The organism is Hydrogenophaga sp., assembly GCF_026125825.1.
Classification (GTDB): Bacteria; Pseudomonadota; Gammaproteobacteria; order Burkholderiales; family Burkholderiaceae_C; genus Hydrogenophaga.
In genome coordinates this window covers 1-22,674 of the sequence record NZ_JAHCKK010000034.1, presented here as the reverse complement: position 1 = coordinate 22,674, position 22,674 = coordinate 1, and the positions used below count along the sequence as shown (strand labels likewise).

Sequence of the window (22,674 nt, the reverse complement as noted above, 5' to 3'; positions counted from 1 at the left end):
CTTGAGCATCCATTCCATCCACCACGTGCAGCTCGGCTTCCCGGCCGGCCAGCAATCCCTGGTGCGGCACTTCTACGGCGAGCTCCTGGGCCTCAAGGAATTCCGCCTGGGCGCTGGCAACGCGCTGCGCTTCTACGCCGCCTCTCAGCGCGTGGACCTCGTGCCCGTGCCGAACTGGGCACCACCGCCCTCGCCGCAGCACCTGGCCTTCGAGGTGCAGAACCTGCCCGGCTTTCGCGCCAGGCTGCTCGACGCCGGGCTGGCGCTGGACGAGACCCGCCCGTTGCCCGGCCACCTGCGCTTCTTCGTCAACGACCCCGCCGGCAACCCGCTGGAATTCCTCGAACCCGACCCCACCGAAGGGAGCACCCCATGACGCAAGCCCAGGCCCAGACCCTGCGCGAAGCCCCGGTGACCCCGGTGCCCGACACCATCGACGCCCCGGGCTGGGGCCTGCTGCCCGGCCGGGGCGCCGGCGCCTTCTTCGGCCCCTTGTTGCGCGGCCTCTGGCAACGCTTCCTGCCCTGGCTGGTGCCGGTGCTGCTGGTGGTGTTGTGGCAACTCTCGTCTTCGCTGGGCTGGCTGTCCACCCGCGTGTTGCCCGCGCCGCTGGACGTGGTCGCCGCGTTCTGGACGCTCGCCGTCTCGGGTGAACTCTGGACACACGTGAAGGTGAGCGCCGGCCGCGCGCTGATCGGCTTGGCCATCGGCGGCGGCCTGGGCCTCGCGCTCGGCCTGCTCACCGGCTCGGTGCGCTTCTTCGAGACGCTGCTGGACTCCAGCATCCAGATGGTGCGCAACATCCCCGCCCTCGCGCTGATCCCCCTGGTGATCCTGTGGTTCGGCATCGACGAGGTGGCCAAGCTGTTCCTCATTGCCGTGGCGGTGTTCTTCCCGATCTACCTCAACACCTTCCACGGCATCCGCAACGTGGACCCGGGACTGATCGAGATGGGCCGCACCTACGGCCTCTCGCGCTGGGGCCTGTACACGCAGGTCATCCTGCCCGGCGCGCTGTCCTCCATCCTGGTCGGCCTGCGCTTCTCGCTTGGCCTGATGTGGGTGATCCTGATCGTGGCCGAAACCATCTCCGCGCAGGCCGGCATCGGCTACCTCACGATGAACGCGCGCGAGTTCCTCCAGACCGACATCGTGCTCGTCGGCATCCTGCTTTACGCCGCGCTGGGCAAGCTGGCCGACGTGTTCGCCCGCAGCCTGGAGCGCTACTGGCTGCGCTGGCACCCCGGCTACCAGGCCTGAAACCCCTCCACCCCCACCCACTTTCAGAACCCATGGCAAGCGAGAACCCCTCCGGCTCCGGCCTGCGCATCCAGCTGCGCGCCCTCTCCAAGCGCTACGGCGCGCGCGAGGTGCTGCGCAACAACCAGCTCACCATCGAACCCGGCGAATTCGTCGCCATCGTGGGCCGCAGCGGCTGCGGCAAGAGCACCCTGCTGCGCCTCATCGCCGGCCTTGAACCCGCCAGCAGCGGCGACTTGCTGCTCGACGGCCGGCAGGTCCAGGGCCTGCACGGCGACACCCGCATCATGTTCCAGGACGCGCGCCTGCTGCCCTGGAAGCGCGTGGTCGACAACGTGGCCCTGGGCCTGTCCAAAGACCGCCAGGCCGACGCCGAAGCCGTGCTTGGCCAGGTGGGCCTGGGCGACCGCCTCAACGACTGGCCGGCCAAGCTCTCGGGCGGCCAGCGCCAGCGCGTCTCGCTGGCCCGCGCGCTGGTGCACCAGCCACAGCTGCTGCTGCTCGACGAGCCCCTGGGCGCACTCGACGCGCTCACCCGCATCGAGATGCACGAACTCATTGAAGGCCTGTGGAAGCGCCACGGCTTCACCGCCCTGCTCGTCACGCACGACGTGCAGGAAGCCGTGGCACTGGCCGACCGGGTCATCCTGATCGAAGACGGCTCCATCGCGCTCGACGAGCGCGTGCCGCTGGCCCGCCCGCGCTCGCGCGGCGACGCCACCTTCGCCGCGATCGAAAAACGCATCCTCGACCGCGTGCTGCAGGTGCCCGACAGCGCTCCACCCTCCATCGACCCCGCCTGGCCCGGCACCCCCGCGCATGGCCTGCGCTGGGCCGTCTAGATGAATACCCACCGCGTCGCCCACAGCGCGACCCCGCAAGGGGCAACGCCAGCGGCCCGGCAAAGCCGGCTGCCAGGCATGTCTTGACCGAGCCACCTCTTTCTCCACCGCCTCTTTTCACCACCAAGGAAAACACCATGTCCATCCAAGCCATCAACGTGCGCAACCAGTTCAAGGGCAAAGTCAAGGAAATCATCAAGGGCGACGTCGTCTCCGAGGTCGACGTCGAAACGCCCTGGGGCATCGTCACCTCCGTCATCACCACCCGCTCGGTGAACGACCTGGACCTCAAGGTCGGCTCCGAAGTCGTGGCCCTGGTGAAGTCGACCGAAGTCTCGATCGCGAAGTTGTGACGTGATCGTTCTCGACGACATCCACCAGACCTACCGCGGCCCGAAAGGGCCGGTTCACGCCCTGCGCGGCGTGAACCTGCACATCCGCGCCGGCGAGGTCTTCGGCGTGATCGGGCGCAGCGGCGCGGGCAAGAGCTCGCTCGTGCGCACCATCAACCTGCTCAACAGGCCCAGCCAGGGCACGGTGACGGTCGCCGGCCGCTCTCTCACCACGCTGGACGCCGCCGGCCTGCGCCAGGCCCGGCGCGACATCGGCATGGTCTTCCAACACTTCAACCTGCTCACTTCACGCACCGTGTTCGACAACGTGGCGCTGCCGCTTGAACTCGCCGGCCTCTCGCGCCCCCAGATCAGGGCGCGCGTGAACCCACTGCTCGAACTCGTGGGCCTGGGCGCACTGGCCGACCGCTACCCCGCACAGATCAGCGGCGGGCAAAAGCAGCGCGTGGGCATCGCCCGGGCCCTGGCCAGCCAACCCAAAGTGCTGCTCTCGGACGAAGCCACCTCCGCACTCGACCCCGAGACCACCCGCTCCATCCTCGCGCTGCTGCGGCAGATCAACCGCGAGCTGGGCCTGACCATCGTGCTCATCACGCACCAGATGCAAGTCATCAAACAGGTCGCTGACCGCCTCGCGGTGATGGAGGCCGGCCAGATCGTCGAGCAGGGCGAGGCCCTTCACGTCTTCAGCCACCCCGCCCACGAAGTCACGCGCAGCCTGCTCGACGACGTCGTGCCGCGCGAGCTGCCGGCCAACGTGCTGGAGCGCGTGCGCGCCCTGCTCGGCGTGCCGGGCCAGCCTCCTGCCAGCCTGCTGCGGCTGGTCTTCGCCGGCGTCGAATCCGACCAGCCCCTGCTGTCCGACCTGGTGCGCCGTTTCGGCCTGGACCTGAACATCGTGCACGGCCAGATCGACGAGGTGCAAGGCCACCCCTTCGGCACGCTCGCCGTGCTCGCCAGCGGCGCGCACGATCAGCTCACCGCCGCCGTCGGCCACTTGCGCGGTGCCGGTGTGCAAGTGCAGGAGGTGGCCTGTGCTTGAACGTTTGCAAACCTGGTTCCCGCCGGCCCTGCTCGACCTCTTCGCGCTCTCGTTCTGGGAAACGCTGGTGATGGTGGGCGTCTCCGGTGCCGTGGGCGCGCTCATCGGCGTGCCGCTGGGCGTGCTGCTGCGCCTCACCGACCGCGGCGGCGTGCTGCAGAACGCAGCCTTCAACCGCACCGTGGGCGGCATCGTCAACGCGGTGCGCTCCACGCCCTTCATCATCCTGCTGGTCGCGATCATCCCGTTCACCCGCCTCATCACCGGCTCGTCCATCGGCACGGCCGCCGCCGTGGTGCCGCTGACCATCGCCGCCGCGCCCTTCATCGCGCGCCTGGTGGAAACCTCGCTGCGCGAGGTGGACAGCGGGCTGGTCGAAGCCGCGCAGGCCATGGGCGCCACCACCCCGCAGATCGTCTTCAAGGTGCTGCTCCCCGAAGCCATTCCCGGCATCGTGGCCGGATTCACCATCACCCTCGTCAGCCTCACCGGCTACTCGGCCATGGCCGGCGCCATCGGCGGCGGTGGCCTGGGCGACCTCGGCATCCGCTACGGCTACCAGCGCTTCCTGCCCGAGGTGATGCTGGCCGTGGTGCTGTTGCTCATCGTGTTCGTGCAGGCCGTGCAAAGCCTGGGCGACTGGCTGGTGCGCCGCCTGAGCCACAGATGAATACCCCCTTCGCCGCTGCGCGGCTGGGCCGGCGCAGCCGTCCCCTGATGCCGCTGGATCGAGACACGCGCTCCGGCACGGTCAACACTTTTATCAACCACAAGGAAACCTGAAATGATCAAACGGCAACTGCTGCAATCCACCCTGGCCCTCTCTCTGGCCGCCGCCTTCTCGCTGCCTGCGCTCGCGCAGGACAAGCCGCTCAAGATCGGCGTCACCGCTGGCCCGCACGCGCAGATCTTCGAGCAGGTGAAAAAGATCGCCGAGAAAGACGGCTTGAAGATCCAGATCGTCGAGTTCAGCGACTACGTGCAACCCAACGCCGCGCTCGCCGCCGGCGACCTCGACGCCAACAGCTACCAGCACAAGCCCTACCTGGACAACCAGATCAAGGACCGGGGCTACAAATTCGCCGCCGTCGGCTACACGGTGAACTTCCCCATCGGCATCTACAGCAAAAAGGTCAAGAGCCTGAAAGACCTGCCCGAGGGCGGCAAGGTCGGCATTCCGAACGACCCCACCAACGGCGGGCGCGTGCTGCTGGTGCTGCAGGACCAGGGCCTCATCAAGCTCAAGCCCGAAGCCGGCCTCAAGGCCACGCCGCTGGACGTGGTGAGCAACCCCAAAAAGCTCAAGTTCGTGGAACTCGACGCCGCGCAACTGCCGCGCTCGCTCGACGACCTCGACGCCTCGGCCATCAACACCAACTACGCACTCTCCGCCGGCCTGAACCCGGGCAAGGACGCCATCGCCCAGGAAAACGCCAAGAGCCCCTACGTCAACCTCATCGCCGTGCGCGAAGCCGACAAGGACAAGCCCTGGGTGGCCAAACTGGTGAAGGCCTACCAGTCGGCCGAAGTCAAGGCCTTCATCCAGACCGAGTTCAAGGGCTCCGTCCTGGCGGGATTTTGACCCACCCCTGCCGCGCTTTGCGCGACCCCATCCAGGAGGCGACACCAGCGGCCTGGCAAAGCCAGTTCCGCGGCGTCTCTGGAACCGAAGAACCTCACCGCCTTCATTGAAATGACAACCACTCGCCAGATGCACCTCGGTGCCTTTTTCTTTGGCGCCGGCCACCACCTGGCCGCCTGGCGGCACCCCGACGTGGTGCCCTCGGCGGGCGGGCAGATTGCCGCGCTCACCGAGTGGACCCAGCTGGCCGAGGCGGCGAAGTTCGACGCCATCTTCTTCGCCGACAACGTGGGCCTGCCCGGCCCGCCCGACGAAGCGGTGGCGAAGAACGCCCTCTGGTACCCGCTGGACCCGCTGCTCACCCTCGCCGCCCTCTCTCAAAGCACCACGCACATCGGCCTGGTGGCCACCGTCTCCAGCACCTACCTGCCCCCCTACCACCTGGCCCGCAAATTCGCCACGCTCGATCAGTTGAGCGGCGGCCGCGCGGGCTGGAACCTCGTCACCTCCGGCAGCGACTTCGAGGCCCGCAGCTTCGGGCTGGATCAACAGATCGGTCACGCCCTGCGCTACGAGCGCGCGCGGGAGTACCTCCAGGTCGTCAAGGGCCTGTGGAACACCTGGGAAGACGACGCCTTCATCGAAGACAAGGCCCGCAACCGCTTCTTCGACCCCGCCAAGCTGCACCGCGTGGCGCACGACGGCGCGCACTACAAGGTGCACGGCGGCCTGCAGACCCGCCGCTCGCCGCAGGGTCACCCGGTGCTGGTGCAGGCCGGCTCCTCCGGCGACGGGCAGGACCTCGCCGCCGCCAGCGCCGAGGTGGTGTTCACCGCGCAGCAGACCGCCGACGACGCGCGCAGGTTCTACAACAGCCTCAAGGGCCGGCTGGGCGCACACGGCCGCGCCCCCGATGCCCTGAAGATCCTGCCCGGCATCTCGCCCTTCGTGGGCCGCAGCGAAGCCGAGGCGCGCGAGAAGTTCGACCAGCTGCAGTCCCTTATTGACCCGGTGCTTGGCGTCGGTTTGCTCTCCACCTTCCTGGGCAACGTGGACCTCTCGAAGTACCCCGTGGACGGCCCCTTCCCGCAAGACCTGCCGGTGACCCAAGGCTGGCAAAGCCGCCAGGAACTGTTTGCCGGCCTCGCGCGCCGCGAAGGCCTGACGATCCGCCAGCTCTACGAGCGCGTGGCCGGCGCGCGTGGCCACTGGACGGTGGTGGGCACGCCCGAGTCCATCGCCGACCAGCTCGAACACTGGTTCAACACCGGCGCGGCCGACGGCTTCAACGTGCTCGCGCCCACGCTGCCCCACGGCCTGAAAGACTTTGCCCGGCTCGTCGTGCCCGAGCTGCAGCGGCGCGGCCTCTTCCGCACCGAATACACGGGCCGCACCCTGCGCGACCACCTGGGGCTGCCGCGTCCCACCCACCCCGCCGCCGCGCACGCCACGGGCGAGCCCGCCACCGCCTGAACAAACCACCACCCCAAGGAGAAGACCCTCATGTCCGCAGACTGGAAATTCGAAACCCGCTCGGTACACGCCGGCTACCAACCCGACCCCACCACCAAAGCCGTGGCCGTGCCCATCTACCAGACGGCCGCCTACGCCTTCGACAACGCCCAGCACGGCGCCGACCTGTTCGACCTCAAGGTGCCGGGCAACATCTACACGCGCATCATGAACCCCACGCAGGACGTGCTGGAACAGCGCATCGCCTCGCTCGAAGGCGGCATCGCCGCACTCGCGCTGGCCTCGGGACAGGCGGCCGTGACGTACGCCATCCAGACCATCGCGCAAGCCGGCGACAACATCGTCTCCAGCACGGCGCTCTACGGCGGCACCTACAACCTCTTCGCGCACACGCTGCCGCAGTTCGGCATCACCACGCGCTTTGCCGACCACCGCGACCCGGCCAGCTTCGAGCCGCTGATCGACGCGCGCACCAAAGCCATCTTCGTCGAGTCCATCGGCAACCCGCAGGGCAACATCACCGACATCGCGGCGGTCGCCGCCATCGCCCACCGGCACGGCGTGCCGCTGATCGTGGACAACACCGTCGCCTCGCCCTACCTGCTGCGCCCCATCGAACACGGGGCCGACATCGTCGTGCAGTCGCTCACCAAATACCTCGGCGGCCACGGCACCAGCATCGGCGGCGCCATCATCGACAGCGGCAAGTTCCCCTGGAGCGAGCACAAAGCCCGCTTCAACCTCCTCAACGAACCCGACCCCAGCTACCACGGCGTGGTCTACACCGAGGCCCTGGGCCCGGCGGCCTACATCGGGCGCGCGCGCGTCGTGCCGCTGCGCAACACCGGCGCGGCCATCTCGCCCTTCAACGCCTTCCTGATCCTGCAAGGCATCGAAACCCTCGCGCTGCGCATGGACCGTATCAACGCCAACACCCTGCGTGTGGCCAGGCACCTGGAGCTGCACGCCAAGGTGGGCTGGGTGAACTACGCCGGCCTGCCCAGCCACCCCGACCACGCGCTCGCCCTCAGGTACCTGGGCGGCCACGCCTCGGGCCTGCTCACCTTTGGCGTGAAAGCCACCGCCGGCGAGGGCCGCGCGGCCGGCGCGCGCTTCCTCGACGCGCTGCAACTCTTCACCCGACTGGTGAACATTGGCGACGCCAAATCGCTCGCCACCCACCCCGCCTCCACCACCCACCGCCAGCTCTCGCCCGAAGAACTGGCCAAGTCCGGCGTGCCCGAAGACGCGGTGCGACTGTCCATCGGTATCGAACACATCGACGACCTCCTGGCCGACCTGAACCAGGCCCTGGCCGCCGTCTAAGCCCCCTCACCCCCCGAGACCCCCCATGAAACCCAGCCTCATCGGCATCGCCGCCCTGCTGCTCTGTGGCGCGGCAGCGGCTCAAACCTCTCCCGACCTCCAGGCCCGCGCCTGGGCCGCCTCCTGCGCCGCCTGCCACGGCACCGACGGCAGAAGCCGCAGCGCCATCCCCGCCATCGCCGGGCAGGACAAGGCCGTGCTGCTGCAGAAGCTGCTGGCCTACAAGCAAGGCACGCTGCCCGCCACCGTGATGCACCAGCACGCCAAGGGCTACACCGACGCCGAGCTCGAACGCCTCGCCGCCCATTTCTCGCGCCAAGCCCAATAACAACGAGGAGCACCCACCATGAAGCAACTGCTGCAACGCCGCCACTTCCTTGCCGCCGCCGGCGGCACCGCGGCCGCCCTGGCCCTGCCGGGCTGCGCCTCGGTCTCATCCGCGCCCAAGGCCCGCGTCGTCGTCATCGGCGGCGGCTTTGGCGGCGCCACCGCCGCCAAGTGCATCCGCCAGTGGGCGCCCGAGATCGAGGTGGTGCTGGTCGAACGCGAAGCCGCCTTCGTCTCCTGCCCGCTGAGCAACCTCGTGCTCGGCGGCACCGAGAAGATCGAGAACCTCACCACCGGCTACGGCGCCCTGCAGACCAGGCACGGCGTGCGCGTGGTGCGCGACGAAGCCACCGCCATCGACGCCGCCCGCAAAGAAGTGCGCCTGGCGCGCGGCGACACCCTGAAATACGACCGCCTCATCGTCTCGCCGGGCGTGGACTTCCAGTTCGACCAGGTGCCCGGCCTGCAAAGCGCCCAGGCGCAAAGCCAGGTGCTGCACGCCTGGAAAGCCGGCCCGCAGACCGTGGCCCTGCGCCAGCAGCTCCAAGCCCTGCCCGACGGCGGCGTGTACGCCCTGCACATCCCCAAGGCACCGTACCGCTGCCCGCCCGGCCCCTACGAACGCGCCGCGCAAGTGGCCTTCTATTTCAAGCAACACAAGCCGCGCAGCAAGGTGCTCGTGCTCGACGCCAACCCCGACATCACCTCCAAAAAAGCCCTCTTCCTCAAGGCCTGGAACGAGCTCTACCCCGGCATCGTCGAGTACAAGCCCAACAGCGAGATCGTGCGCGTGGACGCCGCCAGCCGCACGGTGGAACTCCAGTTCGAGACCGTGCGCGCGGGCGTGCTCAACGTCGTGCCGCCGCAGCAGGCCGGGCGCATCGCGCAGACCGCCGGGCTCATCAACGCCAACAACAAATGGTGTGGCGTCAACTTCCAGACCTTCGAGTCCGCCGTGGCCCCCGGCATCCACGTGCTGGGCGACGCCACCCTCTCAGCCCCGGGCATGCCCAAGTCCGGCTTCATGGCCAACAACCACGCCAAGGTCGCGGCCGACGCGGTGATCGCGCTCATCCAGGGCCGGCCGGTGAACCCCGAACCCATCATCGCCAACACCTGCTACAGCTTTGTGAGCGACACCGACGTGGTGCACGTGGCCTCGGTCCACAAATGGAACGCCGAACAGAAAACCCTGGTCGCCGTCAACGGCGCGGGCGGCCTGTCACCGCAGTCCAACGCCCTGGAAGGCACCTACGCCCGATCGTGGGCCCGCAACATCTGGGCCGACGCGCTCCTATGACGCACCCCGCCGCGTCTTGCGCCGCCCCTGGATGGGGCTGCCCCGTTCGCGGCGGGCCGACTGACTACAAGGTCCGGCCATGAACTTCCAGCAACTCCGATCGGTGCGAGAAACAGCGCGCAACGGCTTCAACCTCACCGAAGTGGCCGCCATGCTCTACACCTCGCAACCCGGCGTGAGCCGCCAGATCCGCGAACTCGAAGACGAGCTGGGCGTGACCATCTTCGCCCGCGCGGGCAAGCGCCTCACCGGCCTCACCGTGCCAGGGCAGACGCTGCTGCCCATCGTGGAACGCCTGCTGCAGGAAGCCGACAACCTGCGCTCGGCCGGCAAGGAATTCGTCTCGCGCCTCGAAGGAGGCCTCTCCATTGCGGCCACGCACTCGCAGGCCCGCTATGCCCTGCCTCACGCCGTGCGCGACTTTCGTGCGCTGTTCCCGCAGGTCACGCTCAACCTGCACCAGGGCTCGCCCAAACAGGTGGCCGAGATGCTCATCGCCGGCGAAGCCGACATCGGCATCGCCACCGAAGCCCTGGCCAGCTACCCGCAACTCCTCACACTGCCTTGCTACCGCTGGACGCACAGCATCGTGGTGCCGCACGGCCATCCGCTGCTGCGGGTGGAAAGCCCGCTGTCGCTGCGCGAACTGGCCCAGCACCCCATCATCACCTACGACCAGGGCTACACCGGCCGTTCGCACATCGACGACGCCTTCGACAAGGAAGGCGTGCGCCCCAACGTCGTCATCACCGCCATGGACGCGGACGTCATCAAGACCTACGTCGAGCTGGGCATGGGCGTGGGCATCGTCGCCAGCATCGCGGTGGACCCCGACCGCGACCACCACCTGCACGCGCTGGACGCGAGGCACCTTTTTGAGATCAACGTCACCCGCCTGGCCGTGCGGCGCGGCACCTGGCTGCGCGGCTACGCCTACAGCTTCATCGAGAACTTCGCGCCCAGCCTCACGCGGCAGACCGTGGAGGAGGCGCTGAACGATGAGATCGTGACCGTGTAAGAGGGCACACCGCGCGAGCCGCGCCTCCAACTGCTATATATTGATCGCCGTAACACCGCACTCGAGAGGACCGCATGCGCATCCCATCCCTTCTGAAATCCACCGTGGTGGCACTGACGATCGCCACCGGTGGGTCGCTCTTCGCACAGGGCACACCCATCGACGCCGCAGCGTTCGACGCGCTCGTGGCGCAGGGCCCCGTCGCCAGCGCCTCGACCATCGCCGCCAGCACCTGGGCCACCAAGATCAAACAGGCCGGCACGCTGCGCCTGGGCGGCACGCAAACCTCCAACCTCTTCTCGCTGCTCAACGAGAAAGACGGCAAGATGCGCGGCTTCGACGCCGGGCTGGCCCAGCTCCTGACCCGCTACATCCTGGGCGACGCGGCCAAGATCCAGTTCACGCAAGTGACCTCGTCCACGCGCGAGCAAGTGCTCATCAACGACCAGGTGGACCTGGTGCTCGCCACCTACTCCATCACCCCCGCCCGCGCCGAAAAAATCTCGTTCGCCGGCCCTTACTACACCTCGCAGGCCGGGGTGCTGGTCAAGGCCAACAACAAGACCATCCAGTCGCACAACGACCTGGCCGGCAAGAAGGTCGCCACGCAGGCCGGCTCCACGGGGCCCGCCATCCTGGCGCAGTACGCGCCCAAGGCCGTCGTGCAGGAATTCCAGACGCACCAGGAAGCCCTTGACGCCCTGCGCCAGGGGCGCGTGGACGCCTACGTGACCGACCACACCCTGCTGCTCAACGCCCTGAGCCTGGGCACCGGCGACGCCAAGCTGGCCGGCGCGCCCTTCGGCGCGCAAGATCCCTACGGCATCGGGCTCGCCAAAGGCTCCGATGGCGTGGCCTTCGTCAACGCCTTCCTGAAAAAAGTGCAAGCCGACGGCACCTGGACCAAACTCTGGACCATCTCCATCGGCCAGCGCACCGGCAGCACCACCGCCCCCACGCCGCCCGCCCTTCCCTGAACGATGGGCGAGGTCTCCAGGCTCCTGGCCGACTATGGGCCTGCCTTCGGGCAGGCCCTTTTTCTGACATGGAAGCTCACCCTCCTGTCGTTCGTGCCCGGCTTCCTGCTGGGCATGCTCGTGACCGTGCTCCGGCTCCTGCCACTGCCGCCACTGCGCTTCGTGCTGACCGTCTACGTCGAGATCTTCCGCAACATCCCCAGCGTGGCGCTGCTCATCTTCATCGTCTTCGCGCTGCCCGATCTCAACGTGCTGATCGACTATGAGCCTGCCGTGATCCTGACCTTGACGCTGGTCTGCTCCGCCTTCACGGCCGATTACCTGCGCACCGGCATCAACACCGTGCCGGGCGGCCAGGCCGAGGCCGCGCTCAGCCTGGGCATGCGGCCGACGCGCATCATCACCGCCGTGGTCTTGCCGCAGGCCCTGCGCGCCGTGGTGCAACCCATGACCTCGCTGCTCATCGCGCTCATGCTCTCCACCTCGCTGGCGTCGCAGGTGCCGTTTCCGGGCCGCGAGCTCACCACGCTCGTCTCCAAGATCGCCAACGACTCCGCCGCCGGCATGGCCGCCTTCGCCGTGGCCGCCGCCCTGTACGTGGCAACCGGCCTGCTCATCGCCTGGGCCGGCGCCGCCCTGGAAAAGAAGGTGCGGATACTGCGATGAGCCGACCGCTGGAAGACACCCTCTTTGGCGCGCCAAGCCCCCAGGCCCGAGCCCTCACCCGCCTGATGAGCGCGGTCTCGGCGGCGCTGCTGCTCCTGCTGGCGGCGGGCGTGGTGTACCAGTTCCATACCGCCGGGCAGCTCGAAGCCCGGTTTTGGAGCTTCTTTGCCTGGCCGACGACCTGGGCCTTTCTCGCCAAAGGCCTGCTCGGCACGCTCGCGTCTGCCGCCATGGCCGCCCTCATCGCACTGAGCCTGGGGCTCGTGCTGCTGCTGGGCCGCCAGGCGCGCACGCGCCTCGTGCGCTGGCCGAGCGTGGCGGTCATTGAATTCCTGCGCGGCACGCCAACGCTGCTGCTCATCTACGTGTGCTTCCTGGTGCTGCCCTCGGCCGGGGTGAAGCTCAGCACCTACTGGATGATCACCCTGCCCATCGGCCTGAGCACCGCTGCCGTGGTGGCCGAGGTGTACCGCGCCGGCGTGCTCGCCGTGCCGCGCGGCCAGACCGACGCGGCACGCAGCCTGGGACTGACCGAAGCCCAGGTCTTCTTTTCCGTTGTCTTTCCGCAGGCGCTTCGCTACATCGTCCCGGCGCTCGTGGCGCAACTCGTCATCGTCGTGAAGGACACCACCTTCGGCTACGTCGTCACCTACGGCGAGCTGATGCAGAACGCCAAGGTGCTCATCGCCAACTACCACTCGCTGGTGCCCGTGTACCTTGTGGTGGCGGCGCTTTACTGCCTGGTGAACTACGCGATTTCCGTGGCAAGCAAACGGCTCGGCCGACCGATGCACTGAGCGCCCATGCGGGAAGCGGCCAAGGCCCAGCGCCTCCTCTTCTTCACGCGCACGCCAGAACCCTCCGTCGCGCAAGGAGCGCCTCACGGCGCCCAGCAGGGCCGAGCCTGGAAAGCTTCGCCCCATCGGCACCGGCCAGGCCGCGCTGATCAAGCGGCCGAAGGCTTCTTCTCGATGGGGTTGGCCGTGAGCCCCTCGGCCGGATACGCCCGCATGAATTCGCGCGCTTTCTCCGGCTGGGCCGCGCTCAGCCAGGCGCCATACGAACCCTCGTTCAAGATGGCCAACATGCGCTTTTCGCTGCCCGGTTGCCCGTAACGGTGCATCAGCGCGTGGCTGTTGGCGTTCACCGTGAGCAGGCAGAAACTGACGATCACCTCGCCCTGCGCACCGCTCCAGCGCTCCCAGAGGCCAGCCACGCCCATGGGCTTGCCGTCCACCCGCGCGACACGCGTGGGCACGGCCTTGCCGCTGCGCAAGTCGTCTTCCTGAAACGCCATCATGGGCACGATGCAACGCTGCGCACCCAGCCAGGCGCCGCGAAAATTGTTGGACGTGCTCGCGGTCTCCGACCGTGCGTTGACCAGCTTGGTCGAACGCAGTTTGGCATCGGAAGCGGATTTGACCCATGGCGGGACCAAGCCAAACTGCCCCACGACGAGCTCGCGCTCGACCGCGCCTGGGTGCGGGTGTTCGGCGCCTTCGACCGAAGGCGGTGCCGGTTGGTTGCGGATGAACAGGCCGGGGCGCCGGGGCCAGACCTGGCGCCCCACCGTGATGCCGCTGGGCACGTCGACGTCAAAAATGTCCCGGTACAGGTGGTCGGGGCGCAGGCATTCGTATTGGGAACTCATGGCGAGGATGGTAGGCCCAACCAATGCCTGCAGCGAACGGTTTCGCCGCTCGCTGCGCAGTTTCACGGTTTGGCCCGGGGCTTCATGCGGAAGCTTATGCCCATGCGATTGATGGCATTCATGGCGGCAATCGTGAGTGTCAGATCAACCAAGTCCTTCTCGCCAAACGCGGCCAATGCGGCCGAGTAGGCCTCATCCGAAGCGTGAGTCTCGCTCACCAGCGTCACCTCCTCGCACCACGCCAGCGCAGCGCGCTCCTGCTCAGAGAACAGGTACTCGGCCTCGTGCCAGACAGGAATGAGCACCAACTTTTCCACCGACATCCCTTCGGCAAGCAGATCACGTGTGTGAATGTCGATGCAGTGCGCACAGCCGTTGATCTGCGAAACGCGCAAGAAGACCAGATGAGTCAGCAAGCTCGGCAGGCCCGTGTCTTTGGTGACGAAGTGATGCAGCGTTCCGACAGCCTTGGCGCCTTCGGGAGAGGCTTGAAACCATACAGCGCGATTCATAGATCAGAGTCCTTCCATATCAAATGATGGGCGGAGGCCGAAGCCGGCCTCCTGCTCACAAGACGTTTGACAAGAAGGCGCTGTGACACGAGATGGAGGAAATGGCTGCGATCGTCGGTGTGCAGCAAGCGTTGTGACGGCCTGCAGCGGTGTCGGACGGAAAGCCGCTGGTTGGCCCCCAAGGCGAGGGTATGGCTGTCGTGACGATGAACGAGGCGTTCGGTGATCTACCCGATGCCGTGTGGTTGAGACGCACCCTGCCCGATGCCCGCCTCGCACGGATGTCTGGCTGGGATACCACCGCGACGCCAAAGGATCGTCACGTTGGAAGGCCTTGCTGGACATCAGACTGGCGCGACTGTCTGGGCGGACATGAACGCCCCCCAAGTCAGTGATTTGCCAAGGTGGGGAGGTTGCCGTGGTGAGCGCTTGATGCGGACAAGCGAATGGTCCTTGTGGGCCCGAAACGGGCCCGGAAACGATCTCTAACGCAGACAAACGCCTTTCAGATCACGCGGAAATGCATGTGGACTTTGGCGTACGGGTTCCCGTCCACCACGATGGCACGTGGTTCGGTGCCGAAAGCGGTGAAGCCAGCCTCCCGATAGAGCCGGAGGGCGGATGCATTGCCTTCCGTGACGGTGAGCACCAAGTCGGTCAGTCCGATGGCCGCCGCATGAAGCATCAGCGCGCGCAGCAGATCACGCCCTGTGCCACGGCCTGCCGCTTCCCGTGAGACGTACATCGCGACCACCCTTCCCTTATGCCGCTGCTTGACGCCCGACGCGCACTCAAGGCCGACCATGCCTGTCAGCACACCGCCTTCGTCGAACGCGCCCCAGAATGGCACCCCCACTGACGCCAAGCGTTGCCGCGACTCTTCGGGTGGCCGTGCGCTCGCCTCTTCCCAGTCGGAGGTGAACGCATGGGGATGTTCACGCAGCGCACGCAACCGCAACTCGCGGAAAGCGGGTGCGTCGTCTGGCGTCAGGCGTCGGATGGACATACACGACTGGCAGGGGGGCATGGGTTACAAGCTTCCAATATCTGCTCACTGGCCGATGTGCGTCATGGCGGCTGCGGCAGTGGCGGGCCAAAGGCGGACATCATTCACACCGATTGCCGGGGGGCAGACAAACGGTACACGGAATGTTCACTCAGCCAGTGGTCGTGCGGTACGGATGGATGAGCGAACGTCCTCTCGTCCCGCTTCATGCCGAGTCGTTGCATCACTGCCGCCGACTTGAGATTGTGTATCGATGTGAATGACACCACCTCAGCCAGATTCAGCGTCTGGAAGGCGAAGTTCAGCGAGGCTGTCGCGCCTTCGGTCGCCAGGCCCATTCCCCAGCGAGACCTCAAGAGCCGCCATCCCACCTCCACACAAGGGGAGAACGGTAGTTCTGCTGCAGGCGTGTGCAAACCGATAAAACCGACAAACTCGCCTGTGGCCAATTCTTCCGCGGCCCAGAAACCCCAGCCCCGTTGCGCAATCAAGGCCTTGCACCGGTCGGCCATGTCATCGCTTGCCTCCCGGCTCAACGGCGCAGGGAAGTAGCGCATGACCTCAGGGTCAGCATTGAGTTGGGCGAATGCTTCGAGGTCGCCCGGCCTCCATTGACGAAGCAAGAGCCGGGCTGTGCGCAGTTCTTTCATTCGAGCCACCAAGTTCAAAGTTCAGGCATCGCGAACATCTCCCGCATCCGCCGGTTCCGCGAGGACTTCTCGGTACGCCAACCCGTTCGGGCCGCCGCCCCTCCACGCAGGTGCAGCGCAAGGCGCCTTCAGGGCCGCAGCTCCACGGCGGGATCGACGGCGTCTTGCGGCAGGCGGGTGGCCAGCACCTTGTCGATGGAGCGGCCGTCCATGTCGACGATTTCAAGCCGCCAGCCTTCCCAGGTGACCATGTCGGTCACCTTGGGCAGGCGCCCGGTGAGCAGCATCATCAGGCCGCTGAGGGTATGGTAGCGCCCGCGCTCTTCGTCGGGCACGGCGTTGAGGCCCAGGCGGTCTTTGAGTTCGGGCACGGGGATGTGGCCGTCGAGCAGCCAGCTGCCGTCTTCGCGCTGCACGGCCCAGGAGGTCTCGGGGTCGCGCGGGCTGAACTCGCCGGTGATCGCTTCGATGAGGTCTTGCAGGGTGACGATGCCCTGCACTTCGCCGTATTCGTCGATCACGAAGGCCATCTGCACGCCGGACTGGCGGAAGTTGTCGAGCAGTTCCATGCCGGTGATGGTTTCAGGCACGTACAGCGGCTCTTGCAGGGGCTGGCTGCTGAGTTCGCGCGAGTCGCCGCGCAGGGCCTGGGTGAGCCACTGGCGGGCGTTGACCACGCCCACCACGTTGCTCAGGTTGCCGCGCACCACTGGAAACCGCGCGTGGTCGGAGGTTTCGACGCGGGCCATGTTCACGTCGAAGCCCTGGTCGAGGTCGAGCACCACCACATCGCTGCGGGGGAGCATGAGCGAGCCGATCTGCCGGTCGTCGAGCCGGAAGACGTTGCGCACCATGGTGTGTTCGTGCGATTCGATCACGCCAGCGGTGGTGCCTTCGGCGAGCATGGCGTGGATCTCTTCTTCGGTCACGGCACTGGCGGTGGACTCTTTCACGCCAAGCACGCGCAGCAGCGCGCGGGTGGAGACGGAGAGCAGCAACACGAAGGGTTTGGTGGCGATGGCGAGCCAGTCGATGGGCCGGGCCACGAGGCGGGCGAGGGTTTCGGGGTGCGACTGCCCGATGCGTTTGGGCACGAGTTCGCCCACCACGATGGAGAAGTAGGTGATGAGCACCACCACGAGGCCGGTGGCGGCGTACTGGCTGTAGGGCGCGGGCACGCCCATGGCGCCGAGCCACTGCGCCAGCGGGCCGGCAAGCGCGGCCTCGCCAACGATGCCGTTGAGCACGCCGATGGAGGTGATGCCGATCTGGATGGTGGAGAGGAATCGGGTGGGGTCTTCCCCGAGCTTGACGGCGGCGGCGGCCGATTTGTCGCCCTCGTCGATGAGTTTTTGCAGCCGCACTTTGCGGGCGGAGACCAGCGCCAACTCCGACATGGCGAACAGGCCATTGAGCAGAATCAGCGCGAACAGTAAGACGATTTCCATCAGGTTTTTCTTGAATGTGAAAGGGATGCGCCAGCGATGGCCGGGCCTTCGCGGGGCTGCGATGCGATGAGGAAAACCACGGGCAGCGCGCGGCGGCCCGTGCCTGCGTCAGGCTGTGGCGGCGTCTGGCCTGGGCGGGCGCCTGGGGCCTTCGATGCAGGGGAAGATGAGCTTGACGGCGAGCGGCGGCGCGGGGTGGAGCGTGGCGGCCGCGCTGCTGGCCAGGGCGATGGTCACGGCAAGCACTTCGGGCAGGTCGGCCTGCGCGTCGGTGAGGGCGTGGTCGGGGGCCGCGCCCATGAGGCCGTCGCTTTGCGCGGGGTGGCCGTTGCCGGCGAGCTGGGCGATGGTGGCGGCGCTGTCGGCCTGGTCGGCACCGTGGGTGTCCATTTTCCCGATCGCGAAGAGGCCCACATTCAGGAAGAAGTGGATGGCAAAAATTGCGATCAGCCAGCGGCGCATTGTTGGTTGATTCTATCGGAGGGGCCGCCACCTACAATCCAGCCGCCATGTCGATGAACCGTGCGCTCACCGCCGCGCTGCTGTCTTTGCTGGTTCTCCTGGGTGTTGCCCTGGGGAACCCGGCGGCGCGCCTGAACGGGCACGCACCCCATGCCCAGGCCCACACGCAGGGTGAAGGCACGCCGCTGCGCCAGGCGGTGATGACGGCAGCGGGTCAATCGGCGATGGCGGCCTTGCGCCCTGCGCTCAAGAAGATGGGGCCCAAGGGGACGGCTGGCGCGTTGCCGCTGGCGGGTGTGGTGTTCACCACGCTCGACACACCCGGGGGCCTGGCCCCCGAGCGCCGCAGCCCGAGGTGGCCTGAGCCCGCGCCCCACGGCTACCTGGCCCGCGCACCGCCTGCCCAGGCGTGACGCCCGGCGCACGCGCTGCGCCACCCCTCCTCTGACGACACCGCTTCAGCGATGCCTGGCCGCACCGCTGCGCGGTGCCGTCCCCATGCCTTCTATCGGACCCATCTTCATGACTTCGTATCACTACGCCTTGACCATTGGCGCTTTCGCCGCTCTTTTGCTGTGGCTGGCCTGGAACGAGCGCAAGGCGGACAACGCGCGCGATGCCGGGCTGTTGCTCGTCCTGGGCGGCTTCGCCGGTGTGGCAGCCGGCGTGGTGGCGCTGCTGGCGCCGGCTTGAGCGGCAAGGGTTTCAGCGCTCCGCGGGGACTTCGGCCTCGCGCAGCACCGCCAGCAGGTTCTCGCTCGCGGCCACGCCCATCTTGACGTAGGCGTCGGCCGTGACGCCGCCAATGTGCGGGCTGAGGATGATGCGGTCTTCGTCGCGGAAGGGATGGTCGCTCACCATGGGTTCCATGGCGAAGCTGTCCAGGCCGGCCGAGGCCACGTGGCCGGCGCGCACGGCCTGCAGCAGCGCGGCCTCGTCGATGAGGCCGCCGCGCGCGGTGTTGACGACGATGACCCCAGGCTTGCAGCGCGCCAGCGTGTCGCGGTTGAGCAGGCCGCGGTTGTCGTCGGTGAGCGGGCAGTGCAGCGAGATGGCATCGGACTCCCGCCAGAGCGTCTCGAGGTCCACCACCTCGATGTCGCCTGGCACCTTGCTCGCATAGGGGTCGAAGCCGATGACGCGCATGTCCAGCGCCTTGGCCATGCGGGCAAAGCGCTGGCCGATGGCGCCCAGGCCGATGAGGCCGATGGTGCGGCCGGCCAGTTCCACGCTCTTGTGCGTGGCCTTGTCCCAGTGGCCCGAGTGCATGCGGGCGTTGAGTGCCGGCACGGACTTGGCGCAGGCCAGCAGCAGCGCCATGGCCTGCTCGGCCACGGCGGCCGCATTGGCGCCCACGGCGGCGCGCACTTCCACGTGGCGGGCCTGGGCGGCCACCTTGTCGATGGTGTCGGTGCCGCTGCCGTGCTTGGAGATCACGCGCAGCGAGGGCGCGGCGTGGATCGCGTCGGCGCTGACCTTGCCGTAGCGCACGATGATGGCGACGGGGTCGTGCTGTCGGCACAGCGCCACGATGTCCTGCTCGCTGGGCGTCTTGCCGGCGTAGACGATGTCGAAATCGGTCAGCAGCGTGAGCGCCTGCGGGGCGAGGTCGGCGGCGGTGACGAGGATGGCGGGCTTGCCCGTGCTCACAGCCGCTCTCCCTCTTTGAGCACGCCGGCGGCGCGCAGCGCGGCGTCGAGCCACTTGGCGGCGGTGTCGCCCTGCTGGATGGCGGCGATGCGGGCGGCTTCGTCCTTCACCTTCTTCTCGGCCAGGGGCAGCAGCGATTCGATCTTGTGGCGCTCGACGATGACCACGCCGTCGGCATCGCCGAGCACCAGGTCGCCGGGGTTCACGGTGACGCCGCCGATGCAGATGGGATGGCCAATGCGACCGGGCACGAGTTTGGTGGGCCCGTTGGGGTTGGTGCCCACGCTGAACACGGGGAAGCCCATCTCCTCCAGTTCGAGCGAGTCGCGCACGGCGCCATCGATCACCACGCCGGCGATGCCGAGCTTCTGGCAGGCCGTCATCATGATGGTGCCCATGAGCGCGGCGGTCTGGTCGCCCTTGCCATCCACGACCAGCACATCACCCGGCCTGGCGAGCGACATGGCGGCGTGGATCATGAGGTTGTCGCCCGGGCGCACCTCGACGGTGAAGGCGGTGCCCACCACTTTCATGCTGGGGCGCAGGGCGGTGATGCGGCCGTGCAGGGCGCCGCGCCGGCCGGCCACGTCGGCCAGGATGGCCGCCTGGTAGGCGCCGGCCTGCTGCACGATGTGCGGGGGAACGCGCTCGAAGTCGCGAAGGATGTCGGGAGTGGTCACGATGGGGTCCTGGAGGAGATGAATCAGTCGAGCTTGGCGCCAGAGTCCTTGACGACCTTGCCCCAGCGCACGATGTCCTCGCTGATGAGCTTGGCAAAGGCTTCGGGCGTGCTGCCGGCCACGTCGGCGCCCTGGTCGTTGAGCTGTTTCTGCAGGGCGGGCAGTTGCAGGGCCTTGTTGATCTCGGTGTTGAGGCGGGCCGTGACGTCTTTGGGCAGGTTGGCCGGGCCGAGGATGCCGAACCAGGTGACCGCCTCGAAGCCCTTGTAGCCGGACTCCGCGATGGTGGGCGTCTGCGGCAGGTCGTCCACGCGCTTGAGCGAGGTGACGGCCAGGGCGCGCATCTTGCCGTTCTTGATGTGGCCGATGAGCGTGGGGATGGAGGAGACGTAGACCTCCACGCGCTCGCTGATCACGTCGTTGATGCCCTGTGCCGCGCCCTTGTAGGGCACATGCATGAGCTTGACGCCGGCTTCCTTCTGGAACATCTCCATGGCCAGGTGGGCCACGGTGCCGTTGCCCGAGGTGGCGAAGTTGAGCGCGCCGGGCTTGGCCTTGGCCGCCGCGACGAGGTCGTTGAAGCTGCGGTAGGGCGAGGTGGCCGAAACCACGAGGGCCAGCGGCGCGCTGGCCACCATGGAGATGGGCGTGAGGTCCTTGACCGGGTCGTAGGGCAGCTTGCTGTACAGGCTGGGGTTGATGGCGAGGTTGCTGGTCTGGCCCAGCACCAGGCTGTAGCCATCGGCGGGCGACTTGGCCACGTTGTCGATGCCGATGTTGCCGCCCGAGCCGGGCTTGTTGTCGATGATGAAGGACCACTTGGTGGCCTCGCTGATCTTCTGCGTGACTTCGCGCCCGATCAGGTCGGTGCCGCCACCGGCGGGAAAGGGCACGACCAGGCGCACGGGCTTGTTGGGCCACGCCTGGGCATGGGCGGTGGCCACGACGGCGGATGCGAGCGCGAGGCCAGCGAGGATGCGACGGGAAATGATCACGGTGCTTGTCTCCAGTTATTCGGCCAACCACGCAGGCCGTGGGAGCAGACTGTAGGGAGGAGTTGCATTCAGTACAATGCCGTTTCACGGTACGCAACGAGGTGCATGGTGCGCAATCCTTCCAAAGACGATGATGAGCCGGCTGCCGGCGGTGTCAATGCGGTCACGCGGGCGCTCGCGCTGATGGAGACTTTTCAGGCTGGCGAGGCCACGCTGTCGCTCGCCGAGATGAGCCGGCGCGCGGGCATGCACAAGACCACGGCGCTTCGGCTGGCGCGCACGCTGGCGCTTTCCAACTACATGGTGCAAGCCGAGGACGGCCAGTGGCGCCTGGGGCCGGCCACGGGCTGGCTGGGCGCGCGCTACCAGCGCGGCTTCGATGTGAACTTCGCGGTGGAGCCGGTGCTGCGCGAGCTGGTGCAGCTCACCGGCGAGAGCGCGACGTTCTACGTGCGCGAGGGCAACATCCGCGCCTGCATCGCCCGCGTGGAAGGCGCGCAGGCGGTGCGCCACCATGTGCGCATCGGCGAGCGCCTGCCGCTGGACAAGGGTTCGCCGGGCCGCGTGATCCTCGCCTTCAGCGGGCAGCGGGGAGAGCCTTACGAAGAGATCCGCAAGCGCGGCTACCACCTCTCGCTGGGCGAGCGCGAGCCGGAGGTGTCGAGCGTGTCGGCGCCGGTGTTCGGGCTGAACTGGCGGCTGCTGGGTTCCATGTGCATCTCGGGGCCGGGTTCGCGGCTCACCAAGCCCAGGCTGGAGAAGTACGCCAAGCATGTGATCCGCGCGGCCAACGAGCTGTCGTACGCGTTGGCGGGCGGCCGCTCCGCGAACACGCCGCCGGTGGTGTCAAACTGGCACCCATGACGCACACCGAAGTTGCCACGAACAACCGATTCGACCGCATGGAGTGGGCCGGCGCCTTTGGCGACCTGGGCACCCTCATTCCGTTTCTGGCGGCCTACATCGGCGTGCTCAAGATGGACCCGACGGGCGTGCTCTTCGCCTTCGGCGTGGCAATGCTGGTCTGCGGCCTGCACTACCGCACGCCGTTCCCGGTGCAGCCCATGAAGGCCATCGGCGCGGTGGCGGTGGCGCAGGCAGCGCAGACCGCGGTGATCACGCCCGGTGCCGTGGTGGCCGCGGCGCTGGTGACGGGCGTGGTCTGGCTCGTGCTCGGGCTCACTGGCGCGGCCCGCTACCTCGCGCGCCTGGTGCCGCCCACCGTGGTGGCGGGCATCGTGCTCGGGCTGGGCCTGGGCTTCATGCTCGAAGGGGTGCGGATGATGCAGACGGCCTGGGCGCTGGCGGCGGTTGCGGGCGCCGTCACCCTGGCGCTGATGTGCACCCGGGCGGTGCCTGCGATGTTCGTGCTGCTCGCCCTGGGCGCGGTGGTGGGCCTGTACCAGAACCCGGCCCTGGGCCCGGCGCTGGCGAATGCGAACGTGCAACTCACC

28 protein-coding genes are annotated in these 22,674 nt (G+C 67.7%); 19 read left to right on the top strand and 9 right to left on the bottom strand.

Annotated elements, in window-relative coordinates; all coding sequences use genetic code 11:
- Nucleotide 1 precedes the first annotated feature (1 nt).
- The 15 genes from KIT86_RS12880 (at nucleotide 2) to KIT86_RS12810 (ending at nucleotide 12,963) form a co-directional block, all read left to right on the top strand.
- On the top strand, nucleotides 2-376 hold the full coding sequence (locus tag KIT86_RS12880; RefSeq protein ID WP_297398931.1) for a VOC family protein: 375 nt from the start codon (nucleotides 2-4) through the stop codon (nucleotides 374-376).
- On the top strand, nucleotides 373-1,260 hold the full coding sequence (ssuC, locus tag KIT86_RS12875) for an aliphatic sulfonate ABC transporter permease SsuC (RefSeq protein ID WP_297398930.1): 888 nt from the start codon (nucleotides 373-375) through the stop codon (nucleotides 1,258-1,260). Before KIT86_RS12880 ends, ssuC begins: the two co-directional genes overlap by 4 nt.
- 32 nt (nucleotides 1,261-1,292) lie before the next feature.
- Complete coding sequence (locus KIT86_RS12870; protein ID WP_297398929.1) at nucleotides 1,293-2,102, top strand: ATP-binding cassette domain-containing protein; 810 nt, start codon at nucleotides 1,293-1,295, stop codon at nucleotides 2,100-2,102.
- A gap of 137 nt (nucleotides 2,103-2,239) precedes the next feature.
- Nucleotides 2,240-2,455, top strand: a complete 216-nt coding sequence (locus KIT86_RS12865; protein ID WP_291115344.1) for a molybdopterin-binding protein — start codon at nucleotides 2,240-2,242, stop codon at nucleotides 2,453-2,455.
- Nucleotide 2,456: 1 nt separating this feature from the next.
- Nucleotides 2,457-3,497, top strand: coding sequence for a methionine ABC transporter ATP-binding protein (locus KIT86_RS12860; protein ID WP_297398928.1), 1,041 nt, complete (start codon nucleotides 2,457-2,459; stop codon nucleotides 3,495-3,497).
- 70 nt (nucleotides 3,498-3,567) lie between these two features.
- Nucleotides 3,568-4,167: a methionine ABC transporter permease gene (locus tag KIT86_RS12855; RefSeq protein WP_297398966.1), complete on the top strand. Its 600-nt coding sequence runs from the start codon at nucleotides 3,568-3,570 to the stop codon at nucleotides 4,165-4,167.
- A 114-nt stretch (nucleotides 4,168-4,281) separates the two neighbouring features.
- Nucleotides 4,282-5,079, top strand: a complete 798-nt coding sequence (locus KIT86_RS12850; RefSeq protein ID WP_297398926.1) for a MetQ/NlpA family ABC transporter substrate-binding protein — start codon at nucleotides 4,282-4,284, stop codon at nucleotides 5,077-5,079.
- A 111-nt stretch (nucleotides 5,080-5,190) separates the two neighbouring features.
- Nucleotides 5,191-6,552, top strand: a complete 1,362-nt coding sequence (locus KIT86_RS12845; RefSeq protein ID WP_297398924.1) for an LLM class flavin-dependent oxidoreductase — start codon at nucleotides 5,191-5,193, stop codon at nucleotides 6,550-6,552.
- A 30-nt stretch (nucleotides 6,553-6,582) separates the two neighbouring features.
- Nucleotides 6,583-7,878 (top strand): aminotransferase class I/II-fold pyridoxal phosphate-dependent enzyme, encoded by a 1,296-nt coding sequence (locus KIT86_RS12840; RefSeq protein WP_297398922.1) that lies wholly within the window; start codon nucleotides 6,583-6,585, stop codon nucleotides 7,876-7,878.
- Nucleotides 7,879-7,903: 25 nt separating this feature from the next.
- Complete coding sequence (locus tag KIT86_RS12835) at nucleotides 7,904-8,206, top strand: c-type cytochrome (RefSeq protein WP_297398920.1); 303 nt, start codon at nucleotides 7,904-7,906, stop codon at nucleotides 8,204-8,206.
- Nucleotides 8,207-8,236: 30 nt separating this feature from the next.
- Complete coding sequence (locus KIT86_RS12830) at nucleotides 8,237-9,505, top strand: NAD(P)/FAD-dependent oxidoreductase (RefSeq protein ID WP_297398964.1); 1,269 nt, start codon at nucleotides 8,237-8,239, stop codon at nucleotides 9,503-9,505.
- 79 nt (nucleotides 9,506-9,584) lie between these two features.
- Nucleotides 9,585-10,523 (top strand): CysB family HTH-type transcriptional regulator, encoded by a 939-nt coding sequence (locus tag KIT86_RS12825; RefSeq protein WP_297398918.1) that lies wholly within the window; start codon nucleotides 9,585-9,587, stop codon nucleotides 10,521-10,523.
- Between the two features lie 74 nt (nucleotides 10,524-10,597).
- Entirely contained in the window at nucleotides 10,598-11,500 is a 903-nt protein-coding gene (locus KIT86_RS12820; protein ID WP_297398916.1) for a glutamate ABC transporter substrate-binding protein, read from the top strand.
- A 3-nt stretch (nucleotides 11,501-11,503) separates the two neighbouring features.
- Complete coding sequence (locus tag KIT86_RS12815; RefSeq protein WP_297398914.1) at nucleotides 11,504-12,166, top strand: ABC transporter permease subunit; 663 nt, start codon at nucleotides 11,504-11,506, stop codon at nucleotides 12,164-12,166.
- Nucleotides 12,163-12,963 (top strand): amino acid ABC transporter permease, encoded by an 801-nt coding sequence (locus KIT86_RS12810; protein WP_297398912.1) that lies wholly within the window; start codon nucleotides 12,163-12,165, stop codon nucleotides 12,961-12,963. The genes KIT86_RS12815 and KIT86_RS12810 overlap by 4 nt, the downstream gene beginning before the upstream one ends.
- A 149-nt stretch (nucleotides 12,964-13,112) precedes the next feature.
- Here the strand turns inward: KIT86_RS12810 and KIT86_RS12805 are convergent, their stop codons facing one another.
- The 6 genes from KIT86_RS12805 to KIT86_RS12780 all read right to left on the bottom strand — a co-directional run bounded on the left by KIT86_RS12805 (nucleotide 13,113) and on the right by KIT86_RS12780 (nucleotide 17,895).
- Nucleotides 13,113-13,817: an SOS response-associated peptidase gene (locus KIT86_RS12805; RefSeq protein WP_297398910.1), complete on the bottom strand. Its 705-nt coding sequence runs from the start codon at nucleotides 13,815-13,817 to the stop codon at nucleotides 13,113-13,115.
- Nucleotides 13,818-13,879: 62 nt separating this feature from the next.
- Nucleotides 13,880-14,329, bottom strand: coding sequence for a carboxymuconolactone decarboxylase family protein (locus tag KIT86_RS12800; protein ID WP_297398908.1), 450 nt, complete (start codon nucleotides 14,327-14,329; stop codon nucleotides 13,880-13,882).
- 505 nt (nucleotides 14,330-14,834) lie between these two features.
- Nucleotides 14,835-15,335, bottom strand: coding sequence for a GNAT family N-acetyltransferase (locus tag KIT86_RS12795; protein WP_297398906.1), 501 nt, complete (start codon nucleotides 15,333-15,335; stop codon nucleotides 14,835-14,837).
- A 104-nt stretch (nucleotides 15,336-15,439) separates the two neighbouring features.
- Complete coding sequence (locus tag KIT86_RS12790; RefSeq protein ID WP_297398904.1) at nucleotides 15,440-15,985, bottom strand: GNAT family N-acetyltransferase; 546 nt, start codon at nucleotides 15,983-15,985, stop codon at nucleotides 15,440-15,442.
- A gap of 128 nt (nucleotides 15,986-16,113) precedes the next feature.
- Nucleotides 16,114-17,433 (bottom strand): hemolysin family protein, encoded by a 1,320-nt coding sequence (locus KIT86_RS12785; protein WP_297398902.1) that lies wholly within the window; start codon nucleotides 17,431-17,433, stop codon nucleotides 16,114-16,116.
- A gap of 108 nt (nucleotides 17,434-17,541) precedes the next feature.
- Nucleotides 17,542-17,895, bottom strand: coding sequence for a hypothetical protein (locus tag KIT86_RS12780; protein ID WP_297398900.1), 354 nt, complete (start codon nucleotides 17,893-17,895; stop codon nucleotides 17,542-17,544).
- 47 nt (nucleotides 17,896-17,942) lie between these two features.
- Between KIT86_RS12780 and KIT86_RS12775 the strand changes: the two genes are divergently transcribed.
- Together KIT86_RS12775 and KIT86_RS12770 are read left to right on the top strand one after the other, a co-directional pair.
- Entirely contained in the window at nucleotides 17,943-18,308 is a 366-nt protein-coding gene (locus KIT86_RS12775; RefSeq protein WP_297398898.1) for a hypothetical protein, read from the top strand.
- Nucleotides 18,309-18,417: 109 nt separating this feature from the next.
- Nucleotides 18,418-18,588, top strand: coding sequence for a hypothetical protein (locus KIT86_RS12770; protein WP_297398896.1), 171 nt, complete (start codon nucleotides 18,418-18,420; stop codon nucleotides 18,586-18,588).
- 12 nt (nucleotides 18,589-18,600) lie between these two features.
- Here the strand turns inward: KIT86_RS12770 and KIT86_RS12765 are convergent, their stop codons facing one another.
- Genes KIT86_RS12765 through KIT86_RS12755 form a run of 3 tightly spaced genes read right to left on the bottom strand, consistent with a single transcriptional unit; the run spans nucleotide 18,601 to nucleotide 21,220 of the window.
- Nucleotides 18,601-19,545 (bottom strand): NAD(P)-dependent oxidoreductase, encoded by a 945-nt coding sequence (locus tag KIT86_RS12765; protein WP_297398893.1) that lies wholly within the window; start codon nucleotides 19,543-19,545, stop codon nucleotides 18,601-18,603.
- Nucleotides 19,542-20,225: an RraA family protein gene (locus KIT86_RS12760; RefSeq protein WP_297398891.1), complete on the bottom strand. Its 684-nt coding sequence runs from the start codon at nucleotides 20,223-20,225 to the stop codon at nucleotides 19,542-19,544. The genes KIT86_RS12765 and KIT86_RS12760 overlap by 4 nt, the downstream gene beginning before the upstream one ends.
- A 23-nt stretch (nucleotides 20,226-20,248) precedes the next feature.
- Complete coding sequence (locus tag KIT86_RS12755) at nucleotides 20,249-21,220, bottom strand: tripartite tricarboxylate transporter substrate binding protein (RefSeq protein ID WP_297398889.1); 972 nt, start codon at nucleotides 21,218-21,220, stop codon at nucleotides 20,249-20,251.
- A gap of 105 nt (nucleotides 21,221-21,325) precedes the next feature.
- Here KIT86_RS12755 and KIT86_RS12750 point away from each other — a divergent pair, with 105 nt between their 5' ends.
- Complete coding sequence (locus KIT86_RS12750; protein WP_297398886.1) at nucleotides 21,326-22,084, top strand: IclR family transcriptional regulator; 759 nt, start codon at nucleotides 21,326-21,328, stop codon at nucleotides 22,082-22,084.
- On the top strand, nucleotides 22,081-22,674 hold a 594-nt coding region (locus KIT86_RS12745; RefSeq protein ID WP_297398884.1), incomplete at its 3' end, for a putative sulfate/molybdate transporter. The genes KIT86_RS12750 and KIT86_RS12745, both read left to right, overlap by 4 nt.

What these genes read in the sequence shown, in the direction of transcription:
- KIT86_RS12820 (WP_297398916.1), top strand. Translation starts at nt 10,598, where the DNA reads ATGCGCATCCCATCCCTTCTGAAATCCACCGTGGTGGCACTGACGATC.
- KIT86_RS12865 (WP_291115344.1), top strand. Translation starts at nt 2,240, where the DNA reads ATGTCCATCCAAGCCATCAACGTGCGCAACCAGTTCAAGGGCAAAGTC.
- KIT86_RS12805 (WP_297398910.1), bottom strand. Translation starts at nt 13,817, where the DNA reads ATGAGTTCCCAATACGAATGCCTGCGCCCCGACCACCTGTACCGGGAC.
- KIT86_RS12750 (WP_297398886.1), top strand. Translation starts at nt 21,326, where the DNA reads ATGGTGCGCAATCCTTCCAAAGACGATGATGAGCCGGCTGCCGGCGGT.
- KIT86_RS12850 (WP_297398926.1), top strand. Translation starts at nt 4,282, where the DNA reads ATGATCAAACGGCAACTGCTGCAATCCACCCTGGCCCTCTCTCTGGCC.
- KIT86_RS12800 (WP_297398908.1), bottom strand. Translation starts at nt 14,329, where the DNA reads ATGAATCGCGCTGTATGGTTTCAAGCCTCTCCCGAAGGCGCCAAGGCT.
- KIT86_RS12845 (WP_297398924.1), top strand. Translation starts at nt 5,191, where the DNA reads ATGACAACCACTCGCCAGATGCACCTCGGTGCCTTTTTCTTTGGCGCC.
- KIT86_RS12835 (WP_297398920.1), top strand. Translation starts at nt 7,904, where the DNA reads ATGAAACCCAGCCTCATCGGCATCGCCGCCCTGCTGCTCTGTGGCGCG.
- KIT86_RS12795 (WP_297398906.1), bottom strand. Translation starts at nt 15,335, where the DNA reads ATGTCCATCCGACGCCTGACGCCAGACGACGCACCCGCTTTCCGCGAG.
- KIT86_RS12870 (WP_297398929.1), top strand. Translation starts at nt 1,293, where the DNA reads ATGGCAAGCGAGAACCCCTCCGGCTCCGGCCTGCGCATCCAGCTGCGC.
- KIT86_RS12855 (WP_297398966.1), top strand. Translation starts at nt 3,568, where the DNA reads ATGGTGGGCGTCTCCGGTGCCGTGGGCGCGCTCATCGGCGTGCCGCTG.
- KIT86_RS12780 (WP_297398900.1), bottom strand. Translation starts at nt 17,895, where the DNA reads ATGCGCCGCTGGCTGATCGCAATTTTTGCCATCCACTTCTTCCTGAAT.
- KIT86_RS12785 (WP_297398902.1), bottom strand. Translation starts at nt 17,433, where the DNA reads ATGGAAATCGTCTTACTGTTCGCGCTGATTCTGCTCAATGGCCTGTTC.
- ssuC (WP_297398930.1), top strand. Translation starts at nt 373, where the DNA reads ATGACGCAAGCCCAGGCCCAGACCCTGCGCGAAGCCCCGGTGACCCCG.
- KIT86_RS12815 (WP_297398914.1), top strand. Translation starts at nt 11,504, where the DNA reads ATGGGCGAGGTCTCCAGGCTCCTGGCCGACTATGGGCCTGCCTTCGGG.
- KIT86_RS12770 (WP_297398896.1), top strand. Translation starts at nt 18,418, where the DNA reads ATGACTTCGTATCACTACGCCTTGACCATTGGCGCTTTCGCCGCTCTT.
- KIT86_RS12840 (WP_297398922.1), top strand. Translation starts at nt 6,583, where the DNA reads ATGTCCGCAGACTGGAAATTCGAAACCCGCTCGGTACACGCCGGCTAC.
- KIT86_RS12810 (WP_297398912.1), top strand. Translation starts at nt 12,163, where the DNA reads ATGAGCCGACCGCTGGAAGACACCCTCTTTGGCGCGCCAAGCCCCCAG.
- KIT86_RS12825 (WP_297398918.1), top strand. Translation starts at nt 9,585, where the DNA reads ATGAACTTCCAGCAACTCCGATCGGTGCGAGAAACAGCGCGCAACGGC.
- KIT86_RS12790 (WP_297398904.1), bottom strand. Translation starts at nt 15,985, where the DNA reads ATGAAAGAACTGCGCACAGCCCGGCTCTTGCTTCGTCAATGGAGGCCG.
- KIT86_RS12775 (WP_297398898.1), top strand. Translation starts at nt 17,943, where the DNA reads ATGTCGATGAACCGTGCGCTCACCGCCGCGCTGCTGTCTTTGCTGGTT.